This is a genomic window from Streptomyces hydrogenans (genome assembly GCF_014656075.1).
Classification (GTDB): domain Bacteria; phylum Actinomycetota; class Actinomycetes; order Streptomycetales; family Streptomycetaceae; genus Streptomyces; species Streptomyces hydrogenans.
Window position 1 is genome coordinate 40,081 of the sequence record NZ_BNBS01000037.1, and the last position, 20,424, is coordinate 60,504.

Consider the following 20,424-nt stretch of genomic DNA (forward strand, 5'->3'; position numbering starts at 1 on the left):
CGGGGCGTCGCCTCAGGCCCGGGGCCGGAAGACCGGCTTCACCGGCCGGCCCGTCAGCCAGGCGGCCGGGTCGGCCTCGTCCAGCGCCTTCCGGTAGACCGCGCACGCCCCGGCCACCACGTCGACGGTCCGGTCGACGTCCTCCTCGGTGAGCGCGCCGCTCACCACGAACGACGGGGCGAGGACCCCGCCCGCGAGGAGCCGGTGCAGGAAGAGGGTCCGGTACTCCTGCGACGGCCGCCCCGCACCGTCCAGCGTGGCGAAGACCAGGTTGCTGGGCCGGCCCCGGACGACGACGTGGTCGGCGACGCCCATGGACGCCGCCGCCGCGCGGACCCCCGCGGCCAGCCGCTCGCCGAGGGCGTGCAGCCGCGCGGTGACGCCCTCCTCGACGTAGGTCCGCTGCACGGCCATGGCGGCGGCCAGCGCGTGCGTCTCCGCGCCGTGCGTGGTGGACAGCAGGAAGACGCGGTCGCCGGAGTGGCGCAGCCCGCCCCGCTCCATCAGTGCGCGCCGTCCTGCCAGCGCGGAGACGGCGAAGCCGTTGCCCAGCGCCTTGCCGAAGGTGGAGAGGTCGGGGACGACCCCGTACAGGCCCTGGGCCCCCGCCTCGGACCAGCGGAAGCCCGTGATCATCTCGTCGAAGACGAGGACGCACCCGTGCCTGTCCGCGAGTTCGCGCAGCCCGGCGAGATAGCCGGGCGGCGGCTCGGAGTGGGTGGCGGGTTCGAGGATCAGGCAGGCGATCTCGTCCGGGTGCCGGGCGAGCAGCTCCTCGGTGGCGGCCAGGTCGCCGTACGGGAAGGTCACGGTGAGGTCGGTGGTGGCGGCCGGGATGCCCGCCGCCATCGGGGTGGTGCCGATGAACCAGTCGTCGACCGAGAAGAACGGGTGGTCGGCGCAGAGCGCCACCAGCGGGCGTCCGGTGGCGGCGCGGGCGAGGCGCACCGCGGCGGTGGTGGCGTCGGAGCCGTTCTTGGCGAACTTCACCATCTCCGCCGTCGGCACCGTGGCCAGGAAGGTCTCCGCCGCCTCGATCTCGCGGACGGACGGGCGGACGAAGTTGCTGCCGCGGTCGAGCTCCCGCCGCACCGCCTCGACCACGCGCGGGTGGGCGTGGCCGAGACTGACCGACCGCAGCCCGGAGCCGTACTCGATGTAGCGGTTGCCGTCGACGTCCCACACGTGGGCGCCCCGGCCGTGGCTGATGACCGGGGCGAGGTCCTCCGGGTACTGGTCGTCGCCCTTGGCGTAGGTGTGCGCGCCCCCGGGGATCAGGGCGTGCAGACGTTCGTTGGCCGCGCGCGACCGGGGGAGCGCGAACTCTTCGGTGCTCATGCCGGCCTCAGCCCTCCATCCGCTTCAGGGCCTCGGTCAGGCCGGGCGCCTCCCGGTCCCGGCGGGACACCGAGGTGACCGGCAGCGGCCAGGGGACGGCCAGTTCGGGGTCGTCGAAGGCGATCGTCACGTCCTCGGCCGGATCGTGCGGGCGGTCGATCCGGTACGAGGTGTCGGCGGTGTCGGTCAACGCCTGGAAGCCGTGCGCGCACCCCGCCGGGATGTAGAGGGTCGCCTGCGTCTCGCCGGACAGCTCGAAGAAGGCCCGGTTCCGGAAGGTCGGGGAGTCCGGCCGCAGGTCCACGACGACGTCGAAGACCCTGCCGTACGAGCAGCGCACCAGCTTGGCCTCGCCGGCGCCGGAGCGCAGGTGCAGTCCGCGCACCACGCCCCGCGCCGAGCGGGACAGGCTGTCCTGCACGAAGGCGTCCGGGTCGAGGCCCACCGAGCGGACGACGTCGGCGTCGAAGGTGCGGCAGAAGAAGCCGCGTTCGTCGGCGTGCGGCGTCGGCTCGAAGAGGACGGCGCCGTCGATCTCGGGGACTTCGGTCGCTTTCATGGGGTCTCCCGCGGGGTTGGGACGTGGTCGGCGGCCGGGAACAGGGCCGCGGTCAGGGCGGTGAACTGCCGGTCGAGCAGCCGGGCGGCGTCCGCGTTGCGCCCGGTCAGGGTCCGCCGCAGCTCCGCCGCCCGCTTCTCCAGTTCCAGGAACTGGTCGAGCAGCCGGTCCGCGTCGACCTCCCGGGCCGGATGGCAGTAGGCGTCGAGCCCCATCCGGGCCATGAGCGCGTCGCTCTTGGCCGCGTAGCTGAGCGCGAGCGTCGGCGTGCCGACCTTCAGCGCGCACACCAGGTTGTGGTAGCGGGTCGCCACCACGGTGTCGGCGGCGGCCATCTCCTCCATCAGCCCGGCCAGCGATGCCGCGTCGGCCGCGCTGACCAGTGGCGAGTCCACCGCGTCGAGGATCGCGGCGACCACGGGCGCGTCGCACGCGTCGCCGGTGACGAGCCGGACCCGCCGGCCGTCCGCCACCAGGGCGCGCACGAAGCGGGTCGTCCCGTCGAGGTAGCGGCGGTGGATCTCCTCGGCCCTGGCCCGGTCGTCGTCGCCGCCGTGGAAGGCCATGACGCCGACGCAGACCGTCCCCGGCGGCCCGGCGGGGGCGGGGGAGGGCGGCGTCGGCAGGGCGAAGGCGAGGTCGGGGTAGACCTCGTCGCGCGCGGTGTCCACGCCCATCGCCCGCAGCGCGTCACGGGACTGCTCGTCCCGGTACGACCGGTACGCGGCGAGCCGCGCCGACCACCGCACCAGGGTCCGCGTCGCCCGGTTGCGGATCGGGGCGGCCCCCACCCCGACCAGCGCGACCCGGGTACGGGCCAGCCGGCCGCTCGCGCAGAGCAGGAGGAGGGCGTACGGGAAGCCCCACGGCCGCAGCGGCAGCGTGGCCTCCAGGACGCCCATGCCCGGCACGATCACCACGTCGTGCCGGCGCACCCACGCGGCGGTCCGGACGGCGTCCACCAGCTTGCCCAGGCCCTTCCCCGCGACCGCCCCGGCACGGGACGCGGTCCGGTACTCCCCGCGGTACCAGTGGAGCCGCGTCGCGGGGATGCCGTACCGGGCCGTGACCGCCTCGGGGCCGCCGCACAGCGCGTCGACGACCGCCTCGGGGTGCACGGCGCGCAGGTACCCGAGCACCGCCTCCAGGGAACCGTCGTTGCCGAGGTTGCCGGAGCCGAGCAGGCCGAACACCCCCACCCGGACCGCGCTCACCGCCCCCGTCCCTCGCGCCCGGCGACGAGCGCGTCGACGGAGACGGACAGCTGGGCCGGGTCGACCGGTGCCCGGTCCTCGACCCGCTCGCCGGCACCCGGCCGGGCCCGGCTGGCCGCCCAGTCCACCAGGTGCCGGTAGCAGGCGCGCCGGTCGGCCGGGGACAGCGGCGCCCGCCGGATCGCCGCGACGAACCCCCAGACGTACTCGGCGAGCAGCCGGGGCGTGGGGTGCAGCGGGCCGGCCCGGCGCGGGTCCAGGTTGACGCACCGGGAGCGCTTGGACGGGTTCGCCCGCTCGGCGCGGGTCGGGTGGTCGCGGCGGAAGTACAGCAGCTCCGGCACCTGGTGGAAGGGGCCGTGGAGCCCGATCTCGCTGACGAAGGTGCGGTCCGCGTGGTGGTAGCTGTCGTGCGGCTTCACCCGCCGCAGCACGTCCGCCCGGATCACGCCGTAGAAGTCGTCGCCACCGGGCTCGAAGAGCATGCTGCGGAAGCGCACCGGCGCGTGCGGGGAGGCGGTCGCGAGGCCGTACGCGTACGGCACCTTCACCTGGCCGTCGCCGTCGATGACCGCCTGGTCGGCGTGGGCCAGGATCACCTCGGGCCGCTCGTCGAGCGCCTCCACGCAGCGCCGCAGCAGGTCCCGGGCGTACAGGTCGTCGTGCGACGCCCACTTGAACAGCTCGCCGTGGCACTGGGTGAACACGTAGTTGTGGTTCGGGGCGGCGCCGATGTTCCGGGGCAGCCGGAGGTACCGGATCCTGCCGTCCCGCGCGGCGTAGGACCGGCAGATGTCCTGGGTGCCGTCGGTCGAGGCGTTGTCGGAGATGACCAGCTCGAAGTCCTCGTAGGTCTGGCCGAGCAGGGCTTCCAGCGATTCGGCGAGGTACTCCTCGCCGTTGTACACGGGCAGGCCGATGCTGAGCCGGGGTCGGGCGGTCATGGTGTCCTCACTTCACTGTTCGGGTTCTGGTGGTGCTCGCGCAGGGCGGACCGCAGCTGGACCCACCACACGGTCGAACTGGCCAGCGTCGCCGCGGCGACGCCCCAGGCGGAGCCGACCGCGCCGCCCGCGGCGGCCCCGCCGAGTCCGCCGGCGGCGTAGCAGGCGGAGGCGAAGAGCTGGGCGCGCAGACTGCGCCGGGCCGCGCCGAGCGCGCGCAGCCCGGCCGCCGCGCCGGTGCCGAGGCCGGCGCCCGCGACCCCGAGCGTGGCGGGCACGATGAGCGCGGAGGCGGTGCCCCAGACGTCGCCGAGCACCAGACCGCCGGCCCGGTCCGGCACGAGGAGCAGCGCGGCGCCCCACAGGAGCGCGGCGACGGCCTGCCCGCCGCCCAGCAGCAGGCAGAACCGGCCCAGCCGGTCCGGCGCCCGCTTCAGGACCCGGGCCGCCTCCGCGACGGTGACCAGCGACAGTCCCATCAGGACGGCGAGGAACGGGCCGAGCAGCAGCTCGGCGCCCCGGACCGCGCCCACCGCGCCGACCCCGGCGAGCGCACCCAGGCCGTAGGCCCGCAGCTGGCCCGCGCCGCTGAGGCTGACGTTCTCGACGAGGTAGCGGGAGCCGAGGTCGCGCTGCTCGCGCAGCCACCCGAGCGCCCGGGACGGCCGCGGCACGATGCCGGACTGGACGCGGCCGTAGGCGGCGGCCACCGCCGCGGACGCGCCCCAGGCCAGCACGAACGCGGCGACGCTGCCCGCGCGGGCCGCCACGACCATGGCCGGGACGAGCGCGACGCCCCACACGACGTCGTTGACGAACGCCTTCCGCCCGTCGCCCGCCGCGAAGAACGCGAACCGCCAGGCGTCCTGGAGCAGCAGCGCCGGCAGGACCGCGCCGAGGCAGGCGAACGCCGACCCCACCGGGCCGCCGAGGGCGAGCCCGGCCGCCAGGCACACCGCCCCGACGATGGCGCCGACGGCGAGCGCGGCGCCCGACGACCGGGCCACCGCCGCCCGCCAGGACGCCTCCGGCACCCCGCTGAACCGCACCACCAGCGGATCGGTGGCCACTCCGCGGGAGACGTTCAGCACCACGCCGTAGGTCACCCAGGCGAGGCTGAACACGCCGAAGGCGGTCACGCCCAGCGAACGCGCCACGTAGACGCCCACCGCGAAGTTGGACACGCTGGAGGCCGCCTGGTCGGCGAGCCCCCAGGACAGCCGGCCGGCCAGGGCCCGCCGGCCGGATCCGGCCGGCGCCGCCGTCTTCTCCTCCTTCTCGGTGGTCACCGGCCTCACGCCTTGATCAGCCCGGCGGCGCGCAGCGCGTCGGCGGCGTCGGCGACGGTGTCGAACGGCAGCCCGGCCCGCTCGGCGACGTCCAGCAGACCGTGCTCGCCGTCGGAGAGGCTGAGCACCCACAGCATCGCCATCTGCGCCTGCTTCGCGTCGCTGCGGCCGCCCAGGGAGTCGTACAACCCCCGCCGCCCCAGCTGCGGTTCGCCGTACGGACTGAGGTTGAGGTACCGCCGGTCGCGGTCGAGCACCGCGAACGCCTCGCGGCACACGGCGAGGGTGTCCTCCATCGCCTCCGGGGAGACGAAGTCCGGGTTGTCCGCCGAGGTGTGGTACTCGGGGTAGCCGGCGTACGGCGTCCGGCTGAGCGAGCCCACGCCGAGGTCGAACCCGGGCGAGCAGTACTGCCGCTCGTCGTAGCCGTAGGGCGTGAACTCCTTGATGTGGTGCGGCCGTCCGGACGCCTCCAGGACGTACCGCATCACCCGGTCGATCTCCGCGTCGCCGCGCCTGCTCCGCTTGTACGTCAGCCGGCCCCGGTCGCCCGCGCAGGCCAGCACGAGCCCGTGCTTGACCCGGTCGATCCGCTCCGCGTTGCGGGCCAGCCAGGTGATCGCCCCGATGGTGCCGGGGGCGAAGACGAACCGGTAGGTGTGGTACGGCGTCCGCTCCGCCAGCTCCCGGGCGAGGTGCACCGCCACCGCGACGCCCGCCAGGTTGTCGTTGGCCAGCGACGGATGGCACACGTGACAGGAGACGATCACCTCGTCGGCGACCTCACCGGGCACCACGTGCTCGGCGTAGGTGAGGTGCCCGTCGGCGAGCGTGGAGTCGATCCGCACCTCGTAGTCGCCGTCCGGCAGCGCGTCCAGGGTCTCCTGTGCCAGACAGAAGCCCCACTCCGGCGTGTAGTAGCTGGTGCGGTACGGCACCCAGGACGGGTGCTCCGGCAGGGTGTGCAGGTGCCCGCGCAGCTCCGACAGCGGCAGGGTGGCGGCCACCGGGACGCTGTAGCCCAGCACGTGCAGGCTGGACGCCGCGAAGTCGACGACCCGCCGCCCGGAGGCGTCGGCGACGTACGCGTCCCGGATGTTCCACTCCTGCGGCACCGTCCAGTCCAGCACCCGGGTGCCCGTGGGCACCTCGTGCACCTGGAGCGGGATGTACTCGCCGACGATGTCCAGGGTGGCGCGCACCCCGTCGCCGGTGATGCTCCGGCACAGCGGGTACAGCCGCTCCACCAGCGCGTGCATCTCCTCGCCGGGCGTCGTCATCGGCGCCACCGCAGGGTGTCGTCGACGGCACCGCTCTCGGTGGCCGCGCGGAGCACGGCCAGCCGGGTGTGGCTCCGCTCGAAGGCCTCCCGGGTCAGGCCGTGCGCGCGGTAGGCGTCGGCGAGTTCGAGCGCGCCGCGCTTCACCGTCCACGCGCAGTCGAAGCCGGGGACCGCGGCCCGGAAGCGGGAGAAGTCCACGCGGTACGACCTCGGGTCGGCGCCGGTCTCGCCGGTGATCACCACCTTCGAGCCCTCCACCGCCTCGGCGACCTGCTCGGCGATCTCGGCGACCGTCACGTTGTTGATCTCGCTGCCGATGTTGAACGCCCGGTCGTGCACCGCCTCCTGAGGTGCCGTCAGCGCGGCGCCGAACGCCTCCGCGATGTCGGCGGCGTGCACCAGCGGACGCCAGGGCGTGCCGTCGGAGAGGACCAGGACCTCGCCGGACAGCAGCGCGTGGCCCACCAGGTTGTTCAGCACGATGTCCGCGCGCAGCCGGGGGGAGAAGCCGAAGGCGGTGGCGTTGCGCATGTACACCGGGCTGAAGTCGGCGTCGGCGAGCGCGTGCAGGTCGTCCTCGACGCGCACCTTGGACTCGGCGTACGGCGTCACCGGGCGCAGCGGCGCGTCCTCGGCCACCAGCTCGTCGCCGCCCGCGGCGCCGTACACCGAGCACGTCGACGCGTACAGGAAGCGCCGCACCCCGGCGTCACGGGCCAGCCGCGCCAGGCGGACCGACGCGTGGTGGTTGATGTCGTAGGTCAGCTCCGGCGCCAGCGAGCCCAGCGGGTCGTTGGACAGCGCGGCCAGGTGGATCACGGCGTCCACCCCGGCGACGTGCTCGGCCGTGACGTCCCGCAGGTCCACCCGGTGCCCGGCCGGGTCCACGGGCGACGGGCCGAGGACGTGGTCGGCGAAGAGCCCGGAGTCGAGGCCGACGACCTCGTGCCCGGCGGCTTCGAGGACCGGGGCCATCACGGTGCCCAGGTAGCCCTGGTGTCCGGTCAGCAGTACGCGCACGATTCATTCCCCCAGGTCGAGAGTGAGTTTGGTGACGTCGAACGCCTCGGCGTAGCGCGCCTGGCACTCGATGCCGCGGATCCGGGCAAGGCCGAGGAAGGCCTCCCGGTCGTACCAGGGCCGGTGCCGCTGCGAGGCGTAGTGCTCCTGGAGCAGCCGCACCTTGTCCTCGGCGGTCTCCGGCGTCAGCGGCTGGTACGCGTTCGGGCGGCCGAGGTCGCCGTCCCACTTGACGATCTCGTAGCCGAGCACGAGGTGGTCGCGGAAGGCGGTCGGGATCAGCCGCGCCAGCCCCCGGTGGTCCTGGTGCGCGTCGGCCGTGCGCGGCGCCAGCACCACGTCCGGCTCCGTCGTCGCGCGCAGCTCCTCGACCGCCGCCTTCGCCTCGTCCCAGTACGCGGGCAACCGGCCGTCCGGCAGCTTGAGCACGGTCAGCCGCAGGTCGGCCCCCGGGCAGAAGGCCGTGAGCGCGGCCCGCTCCTCCCGCTCCCGCTCGCCGCCCCCGCCGGACAGCACCAGCGCGTCGACACGGACGCCCGGCCGCGCGCGGCAGACCGTCAGCAGCGTGCCGCCCGCGCCGATGGCGATGTCGTCGCAGTGCGCGCCGACCGCGACGACCCGCTCCAGGGGACGCGTCCCGAGCCCGATCACACGCCCACCGCCGCGCCGTCGCGCTCCCACACGGCCCACGGACGGTCGCCCCGGGCGTACGCCTCGTCGAGCGCGGCCTTCTCCTTCACCGTGTCGGTCGGCTTCCAGAAGCCGCGGTGCCGGTGCGCCACCAGCCGGCCCTCCTTGGCCAGCCCCGCGCAGCCGTCGGCGACCAGGTCCCCGCCCTCGGGTATGTGGTCGAAGACCTCCTGGCGCAGCACGAAGTAGCCGCCGTTCTCCCACAGCGGCAGGTCGCTCACCGGCGTGATGCCCCCGACCAGACCGTCCTCGGCCAGGTCCACGCAGTGGAAGGAGGACTGCGGCGGCACCACCATCATCGACGCGCCGGCGTCGCGCCGCGCGAAGCGGTCGATCATCTCCGGCAGCGGGGCGTCGGTGAGCACGTCCGCGTAGTTGGCGAGGAACATCTCGTCGCCGTCCAGGTGGTGGCGCACCCGGCGCAGCCGCTCCCCGATCGGCGACTCGATGCCGGTCTGCGCGAAGGTGATCGTCCAGTCGGCGATGTCGGTGGACAGCAGCTCGGTCCGCCCGCCCCGCAGCACGAAGTCGTTGGACGTCGTCTCCTCGTAGTTCAGGAAGAAGTCCTTGATGTGGTGGGCGCCGTAGCCCAGGCACAGGATGAACTCCTTGTGCCCGAAGTAGGCGTAGTAGCGCATCACGTGCCAGATCAGCGGCCGGGGTCCGACCATCGCCATCGGCTTGGGCATGTCGTCGGAGGCGCCGGCGCGCATGCGCAGCCCGTAACCGCCGCAGAACAGGACGACCTTCATCGCGTCACCTCGACGATGCTCAGTTCCGGGATGGGGAAGACCAGGCGGCCGCCCCACTCGTGCACGTAGGACAGCTGCTCCACCAGTTCGTCCCGCAGGTTCCACGGCAGCACCAGCACGTAGTCCGGCCGGTCGGCGGCGATCCGCTCGGGCGGCAGCACCGGGATCCGGGTGCCGGGGGTGAACCTGCCGTGCTTGTACGGGTTCCGGTCGACGGTGTACGCGAGCAGGTCGGGCCGGATGCCGCAGTGGTTGAGCAGGGTGTTGCCCTTGCCCGGAGCGCCGTAGCCGACGACCGTCTCGCCGCGCTCGGCCGCCTCGACCAGGAACCGGAGCAGGTCCCGGCGCACCTTGGCGACCCGCGCGGAGAACTCGGCGTACCCGGACAGCTCCTGGAGCCCGGCGGCCTTCTCCCGGTCCAGGACGTCGGTCACCCGCGCGCTCGGCTCGCCCGCCGCCTCGGCGGGCCGGGCCCACAGCCGGATGGACCCGCCGTGCGTCGGCAGCAGCTCGACGTCCACCAGCGCGAGCCCCCCGCTCGCCAGGGCCCGGATCGCGGACGCGACCGTGTAGTACTGGAAGTGCTCGTGGTAGATGGTGTCGTACTGGTTCTCCTCGATCAGCGTCAGCAGGTGCTGCACCTCGATGGAGACCCAGCCGTCGTCCGCGACCAGCGCGCGCAGCCCCCGGGTGAAGCCGACCACGTCGGGGATGTGCGCGTACACGTTGTTGGCCACGACCAGGTCCGCGGGGCCGTGCCCGGCCCGGACCTCCGCCCCGGTCTCCGGCGACAGGAACTCCGTCACCGTGGGCACGCCCGCCTCCCGCGCCGCCGCGCCGACGTTCACCGACGGCTCGATGCCGAGGCAGCGGATCCCCCGGTCCACCACGTGCCGGAGCAGGTACCCGTCGTTGCTGGCGACCTCCACCACGAACGCGCCGGGCCCCAGCCCCACCCGCTCCACCGCGCCGTCGACGAACCTCCGCGCGTGCTCCACCCAGGACGTCGAGTACGAGGAGAAGTACGCGTACTGCGTGAACGTCTCCTCCGGCGTGATCAGCGGCGGGATCTGCGCCAGCCAGCAGTCGGTGCACACCCGCAGGTGCAGCGGGTACGCCGGCTCGGGCAGGTCCAGCTGGTCCGCGGCGAGAAAGCTCTCGCACGGCGGGGTGGCCCCCAGGTCGACGACGCTCCCCAGCGCCGTCGAGCCGCAGAGTCGGCACCGTGTCATTTACTGCCCCCCATCGATTCCGTCCGCCCCGCGATCGCGGCGCGGTACTCCTCCACCAGCCGTTCGAGCCCGACGGCCGGGCTGAACGCCTGCTCGTACCGGAGGCGGGCCGCCCGGCCCATCTCCCGGCTCCGGGCCGGGTCGGTCGTGACCTCCCGGATCCGGGACGCCAGCGAGGCCGGGTCGCCCGGGCGGTGCAGCAGCCCGGTCACCCCGTCCTCGACGAGTTCCACGAAGGCGCCGTGACCGGCGGCGACGGCCGGCACCCCGGCCGCCATCGCCTCCGCGACCACCAGCCCGAAGGTCTCCAGGGACAGCGAGGGCGCCACCACGGCGACCGCGCGGGCGACGGCCTCCCGGCACTGCTCCGGGTCGTACAGACCGACGTACCGCACGTCGTCCCGGTCCGCCGCCCAGGCGGCCACCTCCCGGTCCAGCGGCCCCGCGCCGGCGATCACCAGCGGCACCCCGGCACCGCCCCGCGCCGCCAGCACGTCCCACGCGGCCATCAGCAGCCGCACGCCCTTCGGCTCCGCGAGCCGGCCCAGGTAGAGCACGTGGTCACCGCCGCCCGACCGCACCGGCCCCGGGTCCGGCACGAAGTTGTGCTTCACCACGAGCCGTTCGGCCGGCATCCCGGACCGCACCAGCACGTCGCGCTGCGCCGCCGAGATGCAGAAGAACCGCTCCACCCCCGTCCACCAGCGCCGCCGGTTGACCGCAAGGCCGACCGCGAGCGGCACCGTCGCCAGGCGCGAGTTCCGGTAGCAGCCGTGCCGGACGGCGGGCAGCGGCGCCCGCGGCCCGACGCACTCGCCGCACTCCCGGCCGTCGCGGTGCAGCGTGCCGGGCGGGCACACCTGCGTGTAGTTGTGCAGCGTGGCGACGACCGGCACCCCCGCGTCCGCGCAGGCGGCCAGCACCGCTGGCGACAGGAGCGGGAAGACGTTGTGGACGTGCACCACGTCCGGCCGGTCGGCCCGCAGCCGCGCGGCCAGCTCGGTGCGGACCGCCGGGTTCCACGGCACGAGGAACGGCACCGCCGCCTTGCCGAGCAGCGACCGGCCGGCGATGGTGTCGCTGCGCCGCTCGAACAGCTCGACCCGGTGGCCGGCCGCCCGCAGCAGCCCCACCTCCTCGTCCACGACCCTGTTCTCCCCGCTCGGCTGCGCCGAGGAGTAGCGGTTGTGCACCACAAGGACATGCATGCTCAGGTCACCTCCTGGCCCATCGCGGGACGTGTCGTGCGGGAACGTCGGCCGCCGGCGGGGCGGCCGCCGGAGCGGGGGCCACCAGCAGCGAGGCGGCCAGGGTCAGGTGCAGCAGGTACGCCGAGGCGTCCCCGAGCCCGACCTCGGTGTACGACGAGAGCGCGCAGTAGCTGATCAGGAAGATCGCGCAGGCCCTCGGCAGCGACGGCGGCCGCAGCAGCGCCACCCCGCCGAGCACGACGAGCAGCGCCGCCACCAGCGCCACACCGAGCAGCCCCTGCTCCTGGAAGACGGCCAGCCAGCTGTTGTCGATCGGCAGCCCGTCGAAGGACTTGTCGCCCAGGCCCGTGCCGAAGACCGTCTCCCCCACCGTCCGGGGCGATGCCAGGAGGGCGTCCCAGACCTTCGCCCGGCCGGTGAGGTTGGAGAAGTTCTCCTGGCTCTGCCCGCGCAGGAACCACGCCCGCAGCGCCGACCCGAAGACCACCGCGGCCACCGCCGCGCACAGCACCGCCCAGGCGAAGAGCCGGCGGGCGGCCGCGCTCGTGAGGAACAGCGAGCCGATCGCGAGCACCAGGCCGATCAGCAGCCCCAGGGTGGCCGTGCGGGTGTGGGTCATGGCGAGCAGCACCAGCGACGGCACGATGACCACGGCCGCCCCGAAGGCCGTCGTCCGGCGGCCCAGCAGGAGCAGCACGGTGAGCCCGATGACCACCGCCGCGTACTGCCCGATCTGCGGTGGGGTCAGCGGCCACAGCGCCCCGACGAGCCGACCGCCGTAGTACTCCGGCATCGCCGTCCCCGGGGCGACGACCAGCCCGGCGGCCACCAGCCCCAGCACCGCGAAGTACATCCGGATGTGGTGGCGGACGAAGGTCAGGCCGCCGTCCCACCAGCGGGTCAGCAGCCACAGGGTGGCGACGAAGAGCGTCAGCCGGGCGCAGCGGAAGAGCGCGCCGACCCCGACCTCCAGGTGCACGCTGGCGATCACGCTCGGCACCAGCAGCAGCGTCAGCAGGAACAGGAACGCGCTGGGCCGGACGCGCAGCGGCCGGTTGACGGCGAGCGCCAGCGCGAACGCGGCGACCAGCGCGCCCATGGTGAGCATCTGGATCAGCGAGCGGGGGATCGGGACGACCGTCTTCGCCCCCGCGGAGCCCAGCGTGTTGAGGGCCAGCAGCGCCCAGGCCACCCCGACCAGCCTCGGGGTCCGCTCCGCGGTCATCGGCCACCGCCCCGCGCGTCGAGGGTGCTGCCCGCGTCCTGCCGGTACGGCGCGCCCCGCCACCGTCCGAAGTCGAGGGACCGGCCGGGGGCGCGGGCGACGAAGGTCCACGGGCCGACGTACGCGTTGTCGTGCCAGCGGTTGTCCTGCCCGTGGGCGATCGCCTCGGCCACGCCGTCGCCCAGGTACGGCGACCAGTCGGGCGAGGTGCCGGGGCCGGCCACCACCGCCATGCGGCCGCACGCCGCCGCCGGGCACGGGACGGCCGCCGGGTCGAGCACGAAGCGGTTGTGGTGGACGTCGACCCGCCGGGTCCTCCAGCGGCAGTCCGAGCGGAGCGGCGGCGCCGCGATCGCGGGCCGCGCGCAGCTCGCGGTGGACTCCACCAGGAGCGTGCAGTAGTCCGCGGAGGTGTTGGACGGGCTGTTGCAGAACCGGTCGGCGTCCTCCCACAGGGTGATCCCCGACCAGTTGTCCTCCAGCAGGTTGCGGTGGATCTCGATCCGGTCCGTGCGGGCCGGCACCCGGGGCTCGCCGCCGGACTCGGAGACGTACACGGCCGCGTGCGGGAAGTCGTCCCCGCCGTCGGCGGCGGCCCGGCCCTCGACCCGGTTGTTCCGCCGGATCGTGTTGTTCCGGACGACCGCGTTGTAGCTGATCTCGTAGATCAGCGCGGCGCCGTCGTTCTCCTCGACCAGGTTGTCCTCGAAGAGGAAGTCGTTGTTGTTCGTGTCCGCCCACAACCCGGCCCCGCGGTTGTCGTGCACCCAGTTGCCGCGGACGTCGGCGCCGTCGACGGCCCAGAACTTGACGCCCGCGGTGCACCCGCAGCCGGGCTGCCGCCGCTCCCAGTCGTCGGTGTTGTTGCCGGTGATCTCGTTGCCCTCGACCACCAGGTCCCGGAGGGAGTCCCCGGTCTTGTAGGCGTTCATGCCGTACTGACCGTTGCCGCGCAGACAGCTGGCGCGCAGCCGCTGGCGGGCGCCGGCCATCAGCCCCGCGCCGGAGTTGTCCTCGATCCGCGTGTGCTCGACGGTCCACCCGTCGGCCATGTCGTGGTTGACCACGCCCTCGTCCTTCGGCGCGACGAAGCCCCGCACGGTCAGGTACCGCAGGGTGACGCCGGCCGCGGTCCCGCCGAACGCGTACTGGTTCACCCCCCGGCCGTCGAGCACCGCGCCCGGCGCGCCCAGGTACCGGTTCCCCTCCTTGGTCTCGACCTGGTCGTAGGCGTCGGGACCCAGCGTGTGCGTGCCCGGCCGGAGCCAGAAGGTGGTGCCCGGCGGGCCGGCCGCGGTCTTCGCCACCAGGTCGCCGACGACCGCCGGGTCGACCGTCACCGCGTCCGCCGGTCCCGCCGCCGGACCGGCCGCCGGCGCGTCGCACACCCGCGCCACGGCCCCCTTCGCCCCCACGGGCCCGGCGGCCGCGCCCGGCCTGGACGGCGGGGCCGTCCCCGCCGGGGCGGCCGGCGTGCCCGTGCAGCCGGTCGCCGCCAGCAGGAGCAGCACCAGGGGCGCCGCCGGCACCGCCCGGTGCCGCCGCTCTCTCACCACGTGCCCCCCTAGCCGTGGAACCTGAGCACGGTGACGAACCCCGCCGCACCGTCGGCGGAGCCGCTGCCGACCAGCGCGGTGGCGGGCTCCTTGCGCCCGAAGCCCGCCGAGTACCAGCCCAGCGGCGGACCGCTCTCGCCCCGGTGCGCCCGCCACGACAGCTCCCCGGGCAGGTCGAGCTCCGCCGACCGCTCCTCGCCGTCCCGGCTCCAGCGGAGCAGCGCCCGGTTCTCCACCAGCTCCGCGGTGACCGTCGGCCCGAGGTGGAACGCCAGGCGTACGGCCCCGGGCTCGCCGTGCACCTCGTCGACCACCCGCAGCTCCCGGCGCGCGGCCGTCAGCTCCACCCGGCGGCGGTGCACCACGCCGGGGTAGCCGTCGTGCTCGGCGCACCAGCGGGCCACCGCCCGGTCGCCGTCGGCGTCGGCGACCAGGACGCGGGTGCGGGCGTGCCGGGTCCACAGGAACGGGCCCCCGGAGAGCGACTGGTCGGCGCCGCCCCACTGGAGCGTGTTGTGGGCGAGGGTGGAGCGGAAGTAGCTCCGCCACTCCGGCTGCCCGTGGTAGCAGTACGTCCCCGGGTCCGCGAGCACGTCGACGCCGTCGTGCCGCACCTCCACGGACAGCGCGTCCGCGTGGGCGTGCGCCGCGATCGACAGGAAGCCGTGCGGACCGCCGTCGCAGCGGCACCAGATCCCGCCGGGACCGCGCAGCACCGTCATGCCCGCGTCGGCGAAGTGGGCCGGCCGGCTCGCCGGGCGTCGCACCGCCGGAGCGCCGCCGCCCTTCGCGTACGGCCGGACGAGCGCCGCGAGCAGCGGGGTGCGCACATCGGTGCCGGTCACCTCCGGCCACCAGGGGAGCCGGCCGAAGACGGCGTCCCCGGTGGCCAGCAGCGAGCCCCAGCGGTCCGTGCCCGCGCCGTCCAGGACCAGGCCGTGCCCGTCGTCCGCGTCGCCCTGGCGGGGCGGCCGCAGCCGGTCGTCGACGACGGCGGCGAGCGCGTCCGTCATCCGCAGCAGCACCAGCCGGACCGTGGCCGGGACCGGCACGCCGGCCCGGTCCGCCTCGGCCACCGCGGCCAGGCCCAGTTCGAGGACCAGCCCGTGGTACTCGGTGGCCAGCTCCCGGTTGAGACCGGAGCGGAAGGTGTTGGCGCGCAGCTGCCGGTCCAGCGAGCGCAGGGCGTCGGCCCGCCAGCGCGCCGAGGCGGGGAACCAGCCGAAGGCGCAGGCCGCGGCGAACTGCCCGGCCGTCTCCGCGATCACGTGGTTGTTCGCCGACGACCCCCGGCTGGGGAAGGCCGCCAGCCACCGCTGGTGGTGCCAGATCTGCCGGAGCGCCACCGGATTGTCCTCGAACAGCCCGGCCGCGCCCGGCCAGCCGTCGAGCAGCCGCCGCACCCACACCCACGACAGCAGCCGGATCCCCAGCTCGATGCCGCTCGTCCAGTGCACCCCGCGCAGCGGCGCGTTCGCCGCCCACCACGACCGCAGGTGGGCGGCCACGCGCTCGGCGTACCGCTCGTCCCCGGTGAGGGCGTAGGCGGCGGCGAGCACGGTGAGGTACTGGTGCCGGGACGGCTCCCAGATCTGCTTGATGTCCCCGACCGCCTCCTCGTCCCGGTACGGCACGTCGAAGGCGTAGCCCCACGGCGCGCGGCGCCCGGTCTTCGGGTCGTGCCACCAGTCCGGGGTGACCAGGTCGTCCCGGACCACCCCGAAGAACTCGGCGTGCCCGGCCATCAGCCGGTCCGCCTCGGCGACCAGACGCTTCGCCGCGTCCGGCGGCACCGCGTCGAGCGCCCCGGCCGGCAGGACGGCGGTGAAGCGGGCGCCCGTCACGCGCGGCACGGCCGGCCGCGCCGACCGCCAGTGCCTCCTGCGCACCGTGTCGCCCACCCGGCCGCCGACCTCCCGCGGCCCCATCCGGGACAGCCGCCGCAGGTACCAGCCCGCGCTCATCGTCATCGGGCGTCCACCAGCGAGACGGGCGCGCCGGCCGCGAGCCCCCGCGGCACGGCGAGGGTCGCGGCGGTCGTCGCGACCAGCGACTCCAGCGGCACCGGCATCGGCCCGCCGGTCCGCACCGCCCGCACGAACGCGGCGAGTTCGGCGTTCTGGCCCTTGTCCCGCGCCTTGGGCAGCCGCGAGCTCACCCACGCCTTGCGGCGCCCGTCCCACACGCCGGCGCGCACGAAGTCGTCGAGCCGCAGCACCCTGCCGTCCGCGAGGAGGTCCAGCGTCTCCTTCGGGAAGCCGGGCGCACCGCTGGTGACGTAGCTGATGGTGGCCGTGGAGCCGTCCGGGTAGCCCAGGACGACCTGGAGGTCCTCGTTTCCGGGCGGGGCGACCGCGTACACCGAGACCGGGTCGGCGTCCAGCAGCCAGCTCGCCGTGTCGACGAAGTGGCCGCCCTCGCCGGCGAACCGGGACCCCTCGGACCCCTGCCGGAGGTACCAGCTGCCGTGGTCGAGCCGGCCGGCGTTGACGAGGTAGCGCAGGCTCGCCGGACCGGTCCGGGCGCCGAACCGCTCCTTCGCCTCCCGCAGCAGCGGCGAGAACCGGCGGTTGAAGCCCACCTGCAGACGGTCGTTGCCGGACTCCTCCACCGCCGCGAGCACCCCGGCCAGCTCGTCCTCGGTGAGCGCCAGCGGCTTCTCCACGAAGACCGCCTTGCCCGCGAGCAGCGCCCGGCGGGTGAGCTCGGCGTGCGAGCTGTGCCGGGTGACGACGAACACCGCGTCCACGGAAGGGTCGTCGAGCACCGCGTCGAGGTCGGTGGTGGCCCGGCCGAAGCCGAACTTCCGCCGGGCGTTCGCCGCGGACAGCGCCGTCGTCGTCACGACCGTCGACAGCTCGACCCCTTCGCGCCCCACCAGGTGCGGCAGCAGCATCGACGACGCGTAGTTCCCCGCGCCGACGAACGCCAGCCGCACCGGACGCCCGGACACCCGGGCCCGAGCGGACCCGCCCCCGGCGCGCCGCACCTGGGGCACGACGAGCTCCGGCGCCGCCGGCTCGTCCCGCGCGCCCTCCTCGGCGTACCGGAACAGCACCGCCACGGCCTTGAGTTCGCCCCCCTGCAGGCTCCGGTACGTCTCCACCGCCTCGTCGAAACCGGCGACGTGCGAGACCAGCGGCTCCACGTCCACGCCGCCCCGGGCGAGGAGGTCGAGGAAGCACGCGAGGTTCCGGCGCTCGGTCCACCGCACGTACCCGATCGGGTAGTCCCGGCCCTCCAGCTCGTACTCCGGGTCGTAGCGCCCGGGGCCGTAGCTCCGGGAGAAGCGGACGTCCAGCTCCTTCTCGTAGTACGCGTTCCACGGCAGGTCCAGACGGCACTTGCCGATGTCGACGACCCGGCCGCGGTCCCGGCACAGCCGGGCCGCCAGCTCGACGGGCTGGTTGCTGCCCCCGCCGGCCGCCAGGTACACCTGGTCCACCCCGTGCCCGCCGGTCAGTTCGGCGACCGCGTTCTCCACCACGGCGGAGTCCGGATCGCCACAGGCCACCGCACCGAGACGCTCGGCGAGCGCGCCGCGCGCCGGGTCGGGGTCCACGCCCACGACCCGGACGCCCGAGGCGGTGAGGAGCTGCGCCACCAGCTGCCCGATCAGCCCGAGACCGATGACCAGCGCCGTCTCACCGAGCTGCGGCGCGCCCTGCCGGACGCCCTGGAGCGCGATCGCCCCGACCGTCCCGAAGGCCGCGTGCCGGGGCGCGAGCCCGTCCGGCACCGGCGCGTAGAGGTTCTTCGGCACCCAGTTCAGCTCGGCGTGCAGCGCGTGCTCGTTGCCCGCGCAGGCCACCAGGTCGCCGACCTTCACGTCGTCGATCCCGGCACCCACCTCCTCGACCACCCCGCACAGCGAGTAGCCCAGCGGCGTGTACGAGTCCAGCTTCCCCATCACCTTGCGGTAGGTCGCGGGCACCCCGTTGGTCGCCACGCTCTGCACGACCTTCGCCACCTGGTCCGGCCGGGACCGGGCCTTCCCGACCATCGACATGCCCGCCTCGGAGACCTTCATCAGCTCGGTCCCGGTGGATATCAGCGAGTAGGCGGTCCGGACCAGCACGCCGCCCGGCTTGCACCCGGGCACCGGCACGTCGAGCAGCGCCAGTTCACCGCTCTTGTAGTTCTGCACTACCTGTTTCACCGAAGTCCTCTTGTCTCTACGCAGTGAGGGAAGGGCCCTGGCCGGCCGGGGAGGTCGCGCCCCGGTACCAGTACTCGAGGGTCAGCACGTGCCACAGGTGCTTGGAGTGGTCCCGGTGGCCCGCCGCGTCCTCGGCGACCAGCCGCCGCAGCGCGTCGCGGCGCAGCAGACCGGAGCGCACCAGCTCGCCGTCGTTCACCACCTCGCGCACCAGCGGCGCGAGGTCCCGGCTCATCCAGGCCCGCAGCGGGGCGCTGAACAGGCCCTTGGGCCGGTACACGATCTCGCGCGGCAGGACGGAGGACGCCGCCTCCTTGAGGACGGCCTTGCCCTGCCGGCCGACGATCTTTCGGTCCCCGGGCACCGCGAACGCCGCCCGGACCACCTCGACGTCCACGAACGGCACCCGCACCTCCGTCGACGCCGCCATGCTCGACCGGTCCGTGTACGCGAGGTTCAGCCCCGGCAGGAACATCCGCGCGTCACCCAGGCACATCCGGTTGACGAAGTCGTCCAGGTCGTTGTCCCCGTACACGTCCGCGTGCTCGGTCAGCACGTCGTCGACCGTCCCGGCCAGATCCGGATCGACCAGACCGATCAGTTCCTCCCGGTCGTACATCGTGTAGCTGCGGCGGAACGCCGTCTCCTCCGGCAGCTCGGCGAAGGACAGGAACCGCTTCGCGAAGCGCACCGACCGGTACCCCCGCCGCGCCGAGGCCACCGGCAGCCGGTCCACCGCCCGGTACAGACCGCGCCGCACCGGCCGCGGCACCCGCTGGTAGCGCAGCGCGACCAGGTTCGCCAGGTGCTTGCGGTACCCCGCGAACAGCTCGTCGGCCCCCATCCCCGACAGCATCACCTTCACCCCGGCCTCCCGGGCGGCCGAGCAGATCAGGAAGGTGTTGATCGCGGCCGGATCGCCGATCGGCTCGTCCAGGTGGTACGTCATCCGGGGCAGCAGGTCGAGCACGTCCGGAGCGATCTCGATCTCGTGCAGGTCGACGCCGAACCGCTCCGCCACCCGCCGGGCGTACCTCAGGTCGTCCGGCATCGCCTCGAACCGGGCGTCCTCGGCCCGGAACCCGATCGTGTAGGCGGAGATCCCCGGCCGGTCACGGGCCGCCAGCGCCGTCAGATAGCTGGAGTCCAGACCACCGGACAGGAAGGTCGCCACCGGCACGTCCGACAGCAGATGACGCCGCGTCGAGTCCTCGACGACGGCCGCCAGGTCCGGCAGCTCACCGCTCCGCGCCCGCTCCCGTCCCTCCGCGGCGACGTCCCGCAGGTTCCAGAACCGGCCGCGCTCCACCCGTCCGTCGGGCCGGCACCGCAGCCAGCTCCCCGGCGGCAGCTTCTCCGCCTCGCGGAACGCGCACCGCGAGTCCGGCACCCAGTAGTACAGCAGCGACGCCACCAGCGCCGCGTGGTCCACCTCCAGCGACCCGCCCGTCACGGCGGCGAGCGCCTTCAGCTCGGAGGCGAACACCAGCCCCTCGCCCCGCCGCAGCAGGAACAGCGGCTTCACGCCCAGCTGGTCCCGGGCCAGCACCAGCTCGCCCGTCCGCTCGTCGAAGATCCCGAAGGCGAACATCCCGCGCAGCCGCGGCAGACAGTCCGTCCCCCACCGCCGCCACGCCTCCAGCACCACCTCGGTGTCCGACGTGCCCCGGAAGCGGGCCCCCGAGGACGCCAGTTCCGCCCGCAGCTCCGGAGCGTTGTACAGCTCCCCGTTGTACGTCAGGACCAGACCGTCGGAGACCATCGGCTGGGCGCCGGTCTCCGACAGGTCCACGATCGACAGCCGCCGGTGCCCCAGCTGCACCTCGCCGTCCCCGAGCGAATGACCGTACCGCCCCGCCCCGTCCGGACCCCGGTGGGCGAGGGTGTCGGTCAGCCGGTCCGTCACGGCCTTCCCGTCCGGCCACCGGTACGTGCCCGCGATGCCACACATGT

At 74.4% G+C, this 20,424-nt stretch carries 16 protein-coding genes; all 16 read right to left on the bottom strand.

Translation table 11 applies throughout. The annotated features are described in order from the left end of the window. Positions 1-12 precede the first annotated feature (12 nt). The 16 genes from IE321_RS17645 to asnB are packed head-to-tail and all read right to left on the bottom strand — an operon-like array spanning position 13 to position 20,422. Complete coding sequence (locus IE321_RS17645; protein ID WP_043225247.1) at positions 13-1,338, bottom strand: glutamate-1-semialdehyde 2,1-aminomutase; 1,326 nt, start codon at positions 1,336-1,338, stop codon at positions 13-15. Positions 1,339-1,345: 7 nt separating this feature from the next. Next, positions 1,346-1,897, bottom strand: coding sequence for a dTDP-4-dehydrorhamnose 3,5-epimerase (gene rfbC, locus IE321_RS17650; RefSeq protein ID WP_190223607.1), 552 nt, complete (start codon positions 1,895-1,897; stop codon positions 1,346-1,348). Beyond that, positions 1,894-3,111: a polysaccharide pyruvyl transferase family protein gene (locus IE321_RS17655; protein WP_226652932.1), complete on the bottom strand. Its 1,218-nt coding sequence runs from the start codon at positions 3,109-3,111 to the stop codon at positions 1,894-1,896. Before IE321_RS17655 ends, rfbC begins: the two co-directional genes overlap by 4 nt. After that, complete coding sequence (locus IE321_RS17660; protein ID WP_043225250.1) at positions 3,108-4,055, bottom strand: glycosyltransferase family 2 protein; 948 nt, start codon at positions 4,053-4,055, stop codon at positions 3,108-3,110. The genes IE321_RS17655 and IE321_RS17660 overlap by 4 nt, the downstream gene beginning before the upstream one ends. After that, a complete protein-coding gene (locus tag IE321_RS17665) occupies positions 4,052-5,344 on the bottom strand; it encodes an MATE family efflux transporter (RefSeq protein ID WP_190223608.1) in 1,293 nt (430 codons plus the stop codon). Before IE321_RS17665 ends, IE321_RS17660 begins: the two co-directional genes overlap by 4 nt. A gap of 5 nt (positions 5,345-5,349) precedes the next feature. After that, on the bottom strand, positions 5,350-6,624 hold the full coding sequence (locus tag IE321_RS17670) for a DUF4910 domain-containing protein (RefSeq protein ID WP_190223609.1): 1,275 nt from the start codon (positions 6,622-6,624) through the stop codon (positions 5,350-5,352). Then, the gene (locus IE321_RS17675) at positions 6,621-7,646 is read right to left on the bottom strand and encodes an NAD-dependent epimerase/dehydratase family protein (protein WP_190223610.1); all 1,026 of its coding nucleotides are present in this window, start codon (positions 7,644-7,646) and stop codon (positions 6,621-6,623) included. Before IE321_RS17675 ends, IE321_RS17670 begins: the two co-directional genes overlap by 4 nt. A 3-nt stretch (positions 7,647-7,649) precedes the next feature. Then, positions 7,650-8,297, bottom strand: a complete 648-nt coding sequence (locus tag IE321_RS17680) for a PIG-L deacetylase family protein (protein WP_190223611.1) — start codon at positions 8,295-8,297, stop codon at positions 7,650-7,652. Beyond that, entirely contained in the window at positions 8,294-9,088 is a 795-nt protein-coding gene (locus IE321_RS17685) for a glycosyltransferase family protein (RefSeq protein ID WP_043225256.1), read from the bottom strand. The genes IE321_RS17680 and IE321_RS17685 overlap by 4 nt, the downstream gene beginning before the upstream one ends. After that, positions 9,085-10,320 (bottom strand): class I SAM-dependent methyltransferase, encoded by a 1,236-nt coding sequence (locus IE321_RS17690; RefSeq protein ID WP_190223612.1) that lies wholly within the window; start codon positions 10,318-10,320, stop codon positions 9,085-9,087. The genes IE321_RS17685 and IE321_RS17690 overlap by 4 nt, the downstream gene beginning before the upstream one ends. Beyond that, complete coding sequence (locus IE321_RS17695; protein WP_043225259.1) at positions 10,317-11,528, bottom strand: glycosyltransferase; 1,212 nt, start codon at positions 11,526-11,528, stop codon at positions 10,317-10,319. The genes IE321_RS17690 and IE321_RS17695 overlap by 4 nt, the downstream gene beginning before the upstream one ends. A 7-nt stretch (positions 11,529-11,535) precedes the next feature. Further along, positions 11,536-12,756: an O-antigen ligase domain-containing protein gene (locus IE321_RS17700; protein WP_190223613.1), complete on the bottom strand. Its 1,221-nt coding sequence runs from the start codon at positions 12,754-12,756 to the stop codon at positions 11,536-11,538. Beyond that, positions 12,753-14,312 (bottom strand): right-handed parallel beta-helix repeat-containing protein, encoded by a 1,560-nt coding sequence (locus tag IE321_RS17705; protein ID WP_190223614.1) that lies wholly within the window; start codon positions 14,310-14,312, stop codon positions 12,753-12,755. The genes IE321_RS17700 and IE321_RS17705 overlap by 4 nt, the downstream gene beginning before the upstream one ends. An 8-nt stretch (positions 14,313-14,320) precedes the next feature. Then, on the bottom strand, positions 14,321-16,282 hold the full coding sequence (locus IE321_RS17710; RefSeq protein WP_190223615.1) for a heparinase II/III family protein: 1,962 nt from the start codon (positions 16,280-16,282) through the stop codon (positions 14,321-14,323). Further along, on the bottom strand, positions 16,279-18,471 hold the full coding sequence (locus IE321_RS17715; RefSeq protein WP_190223616.1) for a bi-domain-containing oxidoreductase: 2,193 nt from the start codon (positions 18,469-18,471) through the stop codon (positions 16,279-16,281). Before IE321_RS17715 ends, IE321_RS17710 begins: the two co-directional genes overlap by 4 nt. A gap of 16 nt (positions 18,472-18,487) precedes the next feature. Continuing rightward, the gene (gene asnB / locus IE321_RS17720; protein ID WP_190223617.1) at positions 18,488-20,422 is read right to left on the bottom strand and encodes an asparagine synthase (glutamine-hydrolyzing); all 1,935 of its coding nucleotides are present in this window, start codon (positions 20,420-20,422) and stop codon (positions 18,488-18,490) included. Positions 20,423-20,424: the final 2 nt, after the last annotated feature.

What these genes read in the sequence shown, in the direction of transcription:
- IE321_RS17645 (WP_043225247.1), bottom strand. Translation starts at nt 1,338, where the DNA reads ATGAGCACCGAAGAGTTCGCGCTCCCCCGGTCGCGCGCGGCCAACGAA.
- rfbC (WP_190223607.1), bottom strand. Translation starts at nt 1,897, where the DNA reads ATGAAAGCGACCGAAGTCCCCGAGATCGACGGCGCCGTCCTCTTCGAG.
- IE321_RS17660 (WP_043225250.1), bottom strand. Translation starts at nt 4,055, where the DNA reads ATGACCGCCCGACCCCGGCTCAGCATCGGCCTGCCCGTGTACAACGGC.
- IE321_RS17670 (WP_190223609.1), bottom strand. Translation starts at nt 6,624, where the DNA reads ATGACGACGCCCGGCGAGGAGATGCACGCGCTGGTGGAGCGGCTGTAC.
- IE321_RS17685 (WP_043225256.1), bottom strand. Translation starts at nt 9,088, where the DNA reads ATGAAGGTCGTCCTGTTCTGCGGCGGTTACGGGCTGCGCATGCGCGCC.
- IE321_RS17690 (WP_190223612.1), bottom strand. Translation starts at nt 10,320, where the DNA reads ATGACACGGTGCCGACTCTGCGGCTCGACGGCGCTGGGGAGCGTCGTC.
- IE321_RS17695 (WP_043225259.1), bottom strand. Translation starts at nt 11,528, where the DNA reads ATGCATGTCCTTGTGGTGCACAACCGCTACTCCTCGGCGCAGCCGAGC.
- IE321_RS17700 (WP_190223613.1), bottom strand. Translation starts at nt 12,756, where the DNA reads ATGACCGCGGAGCGGACCCCGAGGCTGGTCGGGGTGGCCTGGGCGCTG.
- IE321_RS17710 (WP_190223615.1), bottom strand. Translation starts at nt 16,282, where the DNA reads ATGACGATGAGCGCGGGCTGGTACCTGCGGCGGCTGTCCCGGATGGGG.
- asnB (WP_190223617.1), bottom strand. Translation starts at nt 20,422, where the DNA reads ATGTGTGGCATCGCGGGCACGTACCGGTGGCCGGACGGGAAGGCCGTG.